The sequence below is a fragment of the Cupriavidus sp. 05N40 genome, from assembly GCF_056397305.1.
Map to the genome: position 1 here is coordinate 1 of NZ_JBFTND010000234.1, position 10,627 is coordinate 10,627.

Genomic DNA, 10,627 nt, shown 5'->3' on the forward strand with positions numbered 1-10,627 from the left:
ACAGCGGCAGCGCACTAGTTTTCCATCGCCCCGCGCGGGCGCGCCAAAGACACGGCGGGCAGCGCCGCGCGCCATGGCCGCGGCTCGCGCGCCTGGTGCAAGGCGCGCACCAGCAGGAAAGTCGCCGCCCACACTGCCACGCCGGCCAGCACGTCCACCAGGTAGTGCCCGCCCTGGCTGGGCGTGGACAGGATCATCACCACGTTGAACGGCAGCACCGCGAACCGTGCCAGCCGCGACCACCACATCGCCCGGATAAAGACCAGGCCCATGACGGTGTGAAACGACGGCATCGACACCAGCCCCTGCGCGGTGTTGAGATCGAACACGCGCAGGCTGCCGTCGCGCAGCGGCGCGAAGTGGGAATACTGCGCCAGCTCCGCCGGCGACACCCCGCCCAGGTGGCCGAAGAAGTAGTACGCGCCGCTGGCCGGCAGCGGCGTGGAGATCAGCAGCACCAGCGCGAGCGAAATCATCATGCAGGAAAGGAACTCGCGCAGGCGCTCGGCCGGGCCAAACAGGCCGATCGCCAGCGGCACCAGCAGCAACTGCATGCGCCCGCCCTCGTAGCACCACTGCAGCACGCCGCTCAGGTCCGGATGCGCGCGCACCCAGGCATGCACCGCGGGCCACCTGAAACCAAGGGCGGCATCGATGGCGGCCAGCCGCGCATCGATCAGCGGCGGCGCCATCGTGACCAGCAGGTAGGACAGTACGCACATGCCATTGAGGAACAGCACCAGCCAGGCAAGCGCCTGCATCATCGCCGCCAGCGCCGCCAACCGTTGCCGGCCAGACGCGCCGCGTGCCGCCGAAGCCCTGGCCGCCAGCATCAGCAAGCCGCACAGCGTGCCCAGCACGRCAAACGCCAGCAGGCGGCTCTCGAGCGCCTCGGCGGCGAGCGAGCGGCCGCTCAGGCGCAGCCACAGCGCGTCGACGGCCAGCACCGCCAGGATCGAACCCCAGCGGACGGTGTCGCCGCGCGTCCAGAGCGCCGTGCCGGATACCATGTCAATTCCCCCGGTCTGGTGCCTGCCGGCCCCCTTCGCCGACAGGCGCACCGCCTGCGTCATGCATTCAGTCGAGCCCGATCAGATGACGCCACTCGCTGCCCATATTGTCATCGGTGACCGATGCCAGTCCTGTCGTGCGGGCCAGGATACTGGCGCACTCCTCGATCGTATTGCCGGGGCCGGACCGGCTGCCGGCGTGCGCGGCATGCCAGTCCGCCTGCATGGCGTCGACGATGCGCGCGCCCTGGCCGCTGCCCGCGTCCAGCACCGGGCGGCCGTCGATGCGATAGGCTGCGAGCGTCCGGCTCCAGTGCTTGAAATCCCACGGCAGCGCCTCGCGCGATACGACCACATGGTTCTTGAAACGCGCCCCGTGAGGGAATGACAGGCAGGCCGTGCGCTGCGCCCGCGGCGAATCGGTGGTGTTGTAGTAGAGCACGCCGCCCGGCGCCAGATGATCGCCGGCAAGCCGCAAGAACTCCGAGGACAGCAGGTTGGTGGTGTTGGCCCGGAAGTGCCACGTGGTGTTCGACACGATGGCATCGAAGCGCCGGTCGGGATGCATGCGCAGCCAGCGACGACCGTCGTCGGCAACGATCGTCACCTTGGGGTTGCGCAACACCGAGGCTTCGGCCGGCATGCGCGCCACCAGGTCCACATAGCCGGGATTGATCTCCACGATGGTCAGCGAACGCACCTCCGGGTTGTTGGCGATCACCTGCGCCCACGACCCGGACGACAGGCCGACCATCAGGACATCGCGCGGATGGCGGTGGAACAGGTTCAATGCATAGGGACGGATGATGCCGTTGGTGTCGTGGCGCAGGTCGACGTTGAAGCGGCCGTCATACATGCCGCCGCCATACACGGTGCCCTCGCGGTCCACCGTGATGATGCCGCTGCGGTTTTCGATCACGTGTGCGAAGGGCCCCTTGGGATCGGGAGCGTCTTTCCAGAGCAGGCTCTCCAGCGCGCCACCGCCGAAGGCGGGCAAGGCCACTACCGCCAGCGCCCACAGCGCGCCGGCACCGGCGGTCTGCCACCGCCGCGAGCCGGCCGGCAATGGCAGCCACGCGCCGAGCAGGAAGGAACATGCCACGCCGGCGCAGACCAGCACCACCGCGATGCCGAGCAGGCCGAGATACTCCATCAGTACGAAGCCGGTAAGCAGGCTGCCGGCCGCCGAGCCAGCGATATTGGCAAGGTAGAGCAGTGCCGTGCGCATGCCGGCGTGGTGATCGGCGGCCACGCCCCAGTGCGCCAGGCACGGCAACAGTGCCCCCCACGCCCGCGCCACCCAGAACACGACCAGGCACATCGCGCAGAGCAGCACCACGCCGGACGCGACAAGGTGCGCCAGCATGGGCAGGAACAGCAAGCCGGCGAGATTCGCCACGAGCAGGCTGATTGCCAGCCGCTGCATCCCCTGCTCCGCGGCGCCGTGGCACCAGCGCCCCGCATGGTGCGCGCCCGACGCAATGCCGAGCAGGAAGACGCCCAGCGTGAGCGCAAAGGCCGAGGCGCTGCCGCCGGTGGCATAGGACACCGCGCGGAAGAAGAAGATTTCGTACGACAGCGAGATTGCCCCGCCGGCGCAGGCCAGGATCGAAACCGCACAGAAGCGCAGGACCGGCGTGGCCGCGGGAACCGCGGCGGACACGCCCTGCCGCGCCTGCGCCGCCGCGGCATCGGGCGCGTCGCCGACCAGCCAGTGCACCGCGAGCGCGCCGGCCGCCACGGTCGCATTGATCGCCACGGCCACATGGACGGCGGCCTGCATGCCGAGGAAGGGAAACAGCGCAGCGGCGCTGATCAGGCACGCAACGCCGGCACCCAGCGTATTGACGTAGTAAAGGAGTCCGACGGTGCCGCCCACATTGCCGGAACGGCGCGCCAGGTGCCCGACCAGCACCGGCAATGTCGCGCCCATGAGCAGCGTGGGGACCAGCACCAGCGCCAGCGCGACCAGTGCCGTCACGCCCAGCGGCATGCCGAGCGCCAGCGAACCGGCCCAGTCGAAGATATCGAGCGAGACCAGCCCGAACGCGCCGGTGAGCAGCTCGATCGCCGCCAGCAGCGGCAGCAGTGGCAGCCCGCGCCGCCTCGACAGCAGGCCGCCGGCCAGGCTGCCCAGCCCCAGTCCCAGCATGAAAGCCGTGACGACGATCGTCACCGATTCGATATTGACGCCGAAGATGCGAAACAGCGCGCGCTGCCAGATCAACTGGTAGATCAGCGCCGGGAATCCCGAAAAGAAGAAGAGAACRCAGAGCGCATGCCGCCAGCGCAAGGCTTCGTGCGCGGCGATACCAGGATTGGCACCCGCCGCTGGCATGGCACCGGCAACCGGATTGCTCGGCTTCATAGACCCTCCCCCTTGGAGCCGTCCAGTCGGGCCTGCGCCCGCCGGAAAGCCTTTTGGGCCACTCTATGCCATGGCGCGCTGCCACGGCATCGCTCTTTAGGGGGTCATTCCAAAGTATTAGCGCCCCGCTGCTGCCGGCGCGGCGCCCCGCTTGCTACCCAGCGCATACCAGACCGCGGCGGCCACCTGCAGCGCCACCAGGCCRCCCCAGACGGTCAGGTGCGCCTGTGCCGGATAGCGGCCATCCGTGGCCGGCCAGAGATCGAGCACCAGGCCGACACCGACCTGGCAGGCGAACGTCGCCAGAAAAACCGTCAGGGTCAGCGCCGTGGTGGCGCGGCCGATCAGTGCGTCGGGGAAGCTGCGCGCCAGCACGGCGTAGGCCAGGATGCCGCTCGAGCCGAACACGCCGTAGGCGGCCCACATCAATGCCGGCGGCAGCGGCACGCCGGCGATGATCAGGCACTGGACCACGATAAAGCCACTCATGCCGAGGCCGGCAAAGGCGTACAGGCTCAGCCCGGCGCGCTCGAGGTGCCGCGCGGCCCAGCCGGCGAACACGCAGCCGCCCATCATGGCGAAGCCGATCACCGACACCAGCCGCGCGCCTTGCTCCGGTGAATAGCCCGCCACATCGCGCAGGAAGGCGCCCACCCACAAGGTCTGCACCGACAGGAAGATGCCCTGATTGAGCAGCGCCAGCGGCACTACGCGCAGGAATCGCTCGTTGCGGAATACCTGCCAGGTGCCGCGCAACTGCTCGGCCAGGCGCTGCTTGCCCGCGCCGCCGGCCTCGGGGGCCGCGAACCACAGCAGCGCGGCCATGGCCAGCGTCAGGCCGGCCAGGCCGTAGCTGACCGTGCGCCAGTCCGTCCAGGACAGCAGCCATCCCAGTGGCGCACCCACCACGACGGCACCGAGGCCGCCGATGGCCATGACCACTCCGTTGAGCAGCGGCATGCGCGACAGCGGGAACCAGATCGACAGTGCCTGGATGGCGGCGCCCAGGCAGACCGACACGCCGATGCCGATCAGCAGGCGGCCGGCCGCCAGCGTGGCCATATTGGGTGCGCTGGCAAACMCCAGCGCACCCGCCACCGCGGCCAGCAGCAGCACCGCCTCGGTGCGGCGCGGGCCGAAGCGGTCGAGCAGCAGCCCCGCCGGAATCTGGGCACAGGCGAAGCCCAGGAAATAGAAACTGGTCAGCAGGCCGAGATCGGCGGCGCTCAGGCCCATCTCGCGGATCAGGTGCGGCGCGAAGCCCAGGTTGACGCCCCGGAAGATATAGGAAACCAGGAAACCCAGCGAGAAAATGCAGAGTACGCGCCAGCGCATGCCGGCATCGCGCGGCAGGGCGGGCCCGGGCCGGCTCGCGGCACGGGGCGCCGGGGAAGCGGAGGAAGCGGAGGAAGCAGAAGAAGCGGAAGAAGCGGGATTGGCAGAATTCATCTCCGCATTGTCCTCAGTCTCGAGGTGCAAGGCCAACGAAAGATACCTGCCGCAATTGTGAGTAGAATTTGACGGCAATGACTTCCCGAGCCCCCAAACCCGCCCGTCCGGCAACGCCCCCGGCTGCCCCCGCCGCTTCCACGGCCGCGGCCGGCGAGCCCGAATGCACGCTGGCACCCGGCGCCACGCGCCCGCGCACGACACCGCACCTGCCCGCGCTGCAGGCACTGCGCGCCATGGAAGCCGCCGCCCGCCACCGCAGTTTTTCGCGCGCGGCGGAAGAACTGTCCCTGACCCACAGTGCCATCAGCCACCATATCCGAGCGCTGGAGGACAACCTGGCTACCAAGCTGTTCCAGCGCACCGCGCACCTGATGGTGCCCACCAATGTGGGCACGCGCCTGGCCGCGCGCATCCGCGACGGCCTGGCCGAGCTGGAAGACGGCCTGCGCGAAGCCAGCAACGGCTGCGCGCCGCAGGTGGTGCAACTCGAAGTCAGCGTCATGGCGGACCTGGCCAATGCCTGGCTGATCCGCCGCCTGCCCAGCCTGCACGCCATCATGCCGGGGCTGGACCTGCACCTGCGACTGCACGCCGAGATCAGCCCGCCGGATCCTTACTCGGTGGACGTGGGCATCTGGCACCAGCGCGTGGACCTGCCCGGCTTTGCCTGCCACAACCTGACCGAAGACCACGTGGTCGCGGTGGCCAGCCCGGCGCTGCTGGCGCGCTACCCCGGCTTCACGCTGGCCGACCTGCCGCGCCTGCCGATGCTGCGCTTTGCCTTGCGGCCGTGGCGCGACTGGCTGGAGGCCGCCGGCCTGCCCGCCAGCGAGCCCGAGCGCGGGCCGATCTTCCAGGACGCGGGGATGATGCTGCAGTCGGCGGTGGCCGGACTGGGCGCAGCGACCGCGCGCCTGCAACTGGCGCGCGACTATATCGCCAGCGGCGAGCTGGTGCAGCTGGGCACCACGCGCATCCCCTCCAGCCTTCACTACTGGGTCACATGGCGCGAGGCCAATCCGCGCGAGAAGACCATCCAGCAATTCCATGCCTGGCTGCAGGAACAGGTGGCGGCCCCGTCGCCGCCGGAAGCTGCCCGGCCCGCTGCCGTCTAGCCCGGGGGCTGCTCCGGCGCGGCCCTAGTGCTGGGCACCAATATTAGCCACTAATGCTGGGCCCGCTGCGCCGCGCGCAGCGCCTCGATGCGTTCGCGCGTGAGCGGGTGGGTGGCGAAGAAGCCATTGTCGTCGTCCTCGCCGCTGTCTTCGGCGGCACGGCGGCTGCGCCGCTCGCGCTTGGTCTCGCGTTCGCCGCTGCCCGCCGAAGCACCGCCCTGCGCGCCGRCCCCCGTCCCGGCCACCTGCGCATCCACCTCCCGCTTGTGCGCGCTTTCCAGCGCCTGCAGGACATCGGCGAAATCCGCCACCGGCAGCCCGTTGCGCTGCATGACTTCGACGGCGTAGGCATCGGCCGCGCGCTCGTGGTCGCGCGAATAGCGCAGCGTCAGCATGGCCGCCGGCACGCCCGCCAGCACGCTGGAATAGTCGCCGAAGAAGTAAGCCGCCAGCGCCCCCACCGCGGAGGCCTGCAAGATCTGCTGCAGGCCGTGGCGCTGCGCCACATGCCCGGCTTCGTGGGCCAGCACCCCCATCAGCCCGGGGCCTGTGCCAGCCAGTTTCACCAGCTCGTCGGTCACCACGATGGTGCCGCCCGGCAAGGCCAGCGCATTGGCACCGAGCCGGCCGCCGCGGCGAAACAGGATGCGGTACTGGTGCCCGGGATCGGGCGGACGCCGCAGCGCCGCGAAGTCCGCGCGGATGCGGTCCTGCTGCGCCGCGGGCAAGGCGGACGGCATGAGCAGGCCGTTGTCGATGCCGGCCAGCGTGGCCTCGCCGAGCCGCGCTTCCAGCGCCGCGGGCACGCTGCGCGCGACCATGCGGGCGCCCCACGGCAACACCAGGAAATAGCCCAGCACCAGCGCCACCGCCAGCCCGAGCACGGACAACAAGGCCAGCCGCCAGCTATTCTGCGCGCGCACCACCCAGCCCTCGCGATGGCCGCTGACGGCAAGCAGCGCGGCCAGGCCGGCGTGGTCGGTGATCTCGCAGAACGCGCCGTCGGCAAATGTCACCAGGCGCGGTGCGCGCTTGACCCGCTCGGAAACACGCAGCGTCGACAACGGCGCGCTGCGCAGCACCGTGCCGCCGGCTTCGCGCAGTACCGCCTCGCGCCCTTCGATCGACAAGCGGACCGCATGGGCGCGCGACGAGCGGCCATCGAAATAGGTGGCGGCTACCGGAGCAGCCGCCTGGGCTTGGGAGGAATCCGGCATCGGGGCCCTGGCGTCCTTAGGTGACAAAGAAGAGCAAGGTGGTTCAGAGCGCGATGTCGATGTCGTACCAGTCCACCGCCGCATCGCCCAGCGCGCCGACCTGCTCGGTCTCGCCGGCCACGAAGGCATCCAGCGGCGCCGCCGCCAGCATGGTCATGGCTTCGATGCGGTAGCGCATCGAGCGCACCTTGGCGAATGGCATGAACAGGCCCAGCGTCAGCACATTGGCGATCATGTTGGTGACGAAGATAAAGAACAGCCGGCTCGCCTTCACCTCGCTGCGGAACGCGTGCGGCGCCAGCGTGGTGTGGTTCCACACCAGGTTCTGCAGGCGTGCCATGAAGTATGGCCCGACCGCCAGCAGCGCGAGGTAGAAACCGCCGGCGGCCATGGCAAAAGCCATCACCACGGCACCCCTGCTTGCGCCCAGGCCACCGCCGAGCGCGGTGCCGGCGAGGCTCGCGAGCACCACCACCGCCACCATCACGCCAAAAGCTCGCAGGTAGACACCATAGAAGCTGCCCGCCGTGGCATCGATGGCGAAAGGCGCCGTGCCGAAACGCGTGTGGTTGTGCTGATACTGCTTGAAGCGCTGGTGCGCCAGCGGCGCCAGCGCGTACAGCGTCAACACCGTCAGCACCGGCCACAGCAGGAATACCTTGTATGCCTCGGCGTCGCCGCCGGTAAAGGCAAAGCGCAGGCCGCGATAGCTCGAGTTGGCCATGCGAAAGCGCAGCGACCTCACCAGCAGCAGCGGAAACACCACGGCCAGCGCGAGACCCAGCGCCAGCGAGAGCAGCAGCGAAATATGGCTGGTGAACTGGAACACCATGGCCAGGCCGAACACAATGGCGCGCCCCTTGAGGATGGCGGTGGCACGACCGTGATAGTCGAAGCTGGCGCCGTCGAGCCGCGTGTTGCGATAGAAATACTGCATGGTCCTTACCTTCGCCCACGCCGAGTAGATGCCGAGCGTGACGATGGTCAGCAGCGCATTGACGATCCAGATGCGGAAGTACTCCGAGCCCGAACCGATGAACTCGAAGCGCAGCGGCCGCGGCTGGCTGAAGCCCGCGGTCGCGGCAGGCGCGGCCGCGGGCGGCGCCGGGAAATCGTTGTTGTTCTGATTGTCCTGCATGCTGGCTTCTCCCTTGAAAACCGCAAGTTGTGTCCGTCCGGGCGGACTGCGCGCCTCACTGGCCGCGCGACGATATTCCTAAGCCGTCACTACGGCGAGCAATGTATCAGGATTGCAACCAAAACGAGCGTAACCAGGATGCGATGCAAGAAGTTCCCGCCTCATCCAACAGAGCGAGAAAACTTAATGGCCAATGTGGGGCGGCCCACATTCGCGCCCCTCCCGGCTACATCTTTTGCCGCCCAGGTCATCCTTGCCGCCCCTCTCCGGCGCGCCCGCGGGCATGCGGAAGGCATCGCGTGCCTTCGCGGCCATACCTGAACCCCGCAAAGCCGTATCGCGCGTGCAACCAATCGCGCGGCCGTGCGGCGACTGCTCCACCACCCGGATACCGCTGCGCGATTACCCTCGCCTGCCCGGTGGCGCTTCACCGAAAGCCAGGCCCCGCAATGCGCATTGCGCACTTTTCAGTGCCGCCACACGCCCATTGCGTCACTCCCTGGGCAGCACAATTGACTTTTCCGGGCCCGCAACGGCTCCGGAGCAGTAACAACAAGGAAACATCCTGTTACAAGAAAATCGGTCTGTAACAAGTGGCCCAAAAACATCACCAATCAAATCAGGCACTTAGCTGCGCTGGCATGTTCGTCGCTCTATTCCCCGTTACAAAGACCAGAGCGACCGAAAGCAGGGATAGACGGTACGCCGAGGATGCCAGGACCAAGGCGGTGCAATCCACCAGCCCCGGCATCACGACAAACGAGTTGAAACGGGGGGGAAGCGGTTGCCGTGACAGGGCAGCCGCTTCGCGGGGAGGTTTGGCGCAGGGCCAGCGCAACTTTATATCCATGGCCCACACCGCAGCGGCGAATTGCGACACACCGCGGCGGCGATCAATAGCAGTCTTGCAGCATTTTCAGGCGCGGACCGGTTCCTGAGGGAGGACAGAACCGGTCCGCGGCACCTACCAGCGCAACAAGCCGCAGCAAGCGGCGATGCGCCGGGTGAGGACCCGCCGGCTGGTCACGGTCATGAGGTCCCCTGGAGACTGGTGGAGCCGGGAGGCCCGCCTTGTCGCGCAGCGCTACGGGGAGGCAGCGATCCATGCATCGCTGTTGCGCCGGCACGCTCGCGACATCGGCGAACCCTCTGGCTTGGCCACGGCTGGCACCACCGGCCGAATCTTGTGCCCGATTCTCAGCGGGCGCTTTTTCCCCTTGAACCATGACGTAAAGGAGAAGGACATGAACTCCATGTTCGAAGGCATCAAGCGTTTTGCGCAAGACGAAGACGGCGCAGCGGGGGTCGAATATGCACTGCTGCTGGCATTCGTGGCGCTGGTCATGATCGTATCGGGCCCGACGCTCGCGACCGCGGTCGGGAGGATCTGGACGCGGATCCAGGTCGCGCTGACGGCGGCCGCCGCCTGAGACCGTGGCAAGCGCGCCCCGGCCGGCACAGCCGAGCCGGCCGGGCCGCGCGTCAGGACGCTCAAGCCGGATACCCGCATCGCGCCGCCACCCCTTGCCGCCACGAGAATGCCATGAGCACCTTTGACCCACTCACCAGCGGATGCCTGCTCACCCTGGTCGGCATCGCCGCCGCCAGCGACCTGCGCAGCCACCGCATCCCGAACTGGCTGGTTGGGGCGGGCCTGATGGTGGCATTGGTGCTGCAGGTCGCGCTGCATGGATTCCTCCACGGGACGCAGGCCTGGCTGACCGGCGCGCTCGCCGGCCTCGGCCCGTTCCTCGTGCTGTACATGCTCGGCGCCGTCGGCGCCGGCGACGCCAAGCTGATGGCGAGCATCGGCGCCTTCGTCGGCGCGGCGGCGGCGCTGCAGATCGCCGTGGCCAGCTTCGCCATGGGCGGACTGCTGGCCCTCATCATCGTGCTGGCGCGCAAGCAGGCGCGCCAGACCTTCGCCGGGCTGTGCGCCCGGCTGTTGTGGCTGCCCTTCGGCCTGCGCGCCGACGTGGCGGGCAAGGACAACCTGACGACCGCAGCGCGCCTGCCCTACGCCGTGGCCATGGCGGGCGGCGTGCTGATGGTGATGACGGGCGCGGTCTGAAACGCGCGCCCCGGGGGCAGGAAGAACAAAAGAAAAGAAAGAAAAAAAGAAAAACACAGCGCTGGATACACAGCAGGCACGACGCGGCAACGAGAACGGCAAGAGCCACCAGAACGACCGGCACCGCCGCTGACGACGGGCCGGAACGGGAGAGAACCATCATGCGCGAGCACCCACCCACCGCATCGCCGCGGGCCCCCGCCCCGCCGGCCCACCGCCGCCAGGCGGCCATCCGGCGCGCCGCGCCGCATGGCGC

The 10,627-nt window shown here is 68.7% G+C and carries 8 protein-coding genes; 3 read left to right on the top strand and 5 right to left on the bottom strand.

The window, feature by feature from the left end:
* Positions 1–14: 14 nt before the first annotated feature.
* The 3 genes from AC1DO7_RS35280 to AC1DO7_RS35290 form a co-directional block, all read right to left on the bottom strand.
* On the bottom strand, positions 15–1,010 hold the full coding sequence (locus AC1DO7_RS35280) for a phosphatase PAP2 family protein (RefSeq protein WP_477117177.1): 996 nt from the start codon (positions 1,008–1,010) through the stop codon (positions 15–17).
* Positions 1,011–1,077: 67 nt separating this feature from the next.
* Entirely contained in the window at positions 1,078–3,378 is a 2,301-nt protein-coding gene (locus AC1DO7_RS35285) for a spermine/spermidine synthase domain-containing protein (protein ID WP_441612572.1), read from the bottom strand.
* Positions 3,379–3,495: 117 nt separating this feature from the next.
* On the bottom strand, positions 3,496–4,827 hold the full coding sequence (locus tag AC1DO7_RS35290) for an MFS transporter (protein ID WP_477117178.1): 1,332 nt from the start codon (positions 4,825–4,827) through the stop codon (positions 3,496–3,498).
* A gap of 77 nt (positions 4,828–4,904) precedes the next feature.
* Between AC1DO7_RS35290 and AC1DO7_RS35295 the strand changes: the two genes are divergently transcribed.
* Positions 4,905–5,945 carry a LysR substrate-binding domain-containing protein gene (locus tag AC1DO7_RS35295; protein ID WP_441650446.1) on the top strand — a complete coding sequence of 347 codons (1,041 nt, stop codon included), beginning with the start codon at positions 4,905–4,907 and terminating at the stop codon, positions 5,943–5,945.
* Between the two features lie 50 nt (positions 5,946–5,995).
* Here AC1DO7_RS35295 and AC1DO7_RS35300 read toward each other — a convergent pair whose 3' ends face one another.
* Positions 5,996–7,162: a M48 family metallopeptidase gene (locus AC1DO7_RS35300; protein WP_477117179.1), complete on the bottom strand. Its 1,167-nt coding sequence runs from the start codon at positions 7,160–7,162 to the stop codon at positions 5,996–5,998.
* 43 nt (positions 7,163–7,205) lie between these two features.
* Positions 7,206–8,300 carry a YjgN family protein gene (locus AC1DO7_RS35305; protein WP_441612576.1) on the bottom strand — a complete coding sequence of 365 codons (1,095 nt, stop codon included), beginning with the start codon at positions 8,298–8,300 and terminating at the stop codon, positions 7,206–7,208.
* A 1,244-nt stretch (positions 8,301–9,544) separates the two neighbouring features.
* On the opposite strand from AC1DO7_RS35305, the gene AC1DO7_RS35310 reads away from it, so the two are divergent.
* Positions 9,545–9,730, top strand: a complete 186-nt coding sequence (locus tag AC1DO7_RS35310; RefSeq protein WP_441612577.1) for a Flp family type IVb pilin — start codon at positions 9,545–9,547, stop codon at positions 9,728–9,730.
* Between the two features lie 113 nt (positions 9,731–9,843).
* Entirely contained in the window at positions 9,844–10,371 is a 528-nt protein-coding gene (locus AC1DO7_RS35315) for an A24 family peptidase (RefSeq protein WP_441612578.1), read from the top strand.
* Positions 10,372–10,627 lie beyond the last annotated feature (256 nt).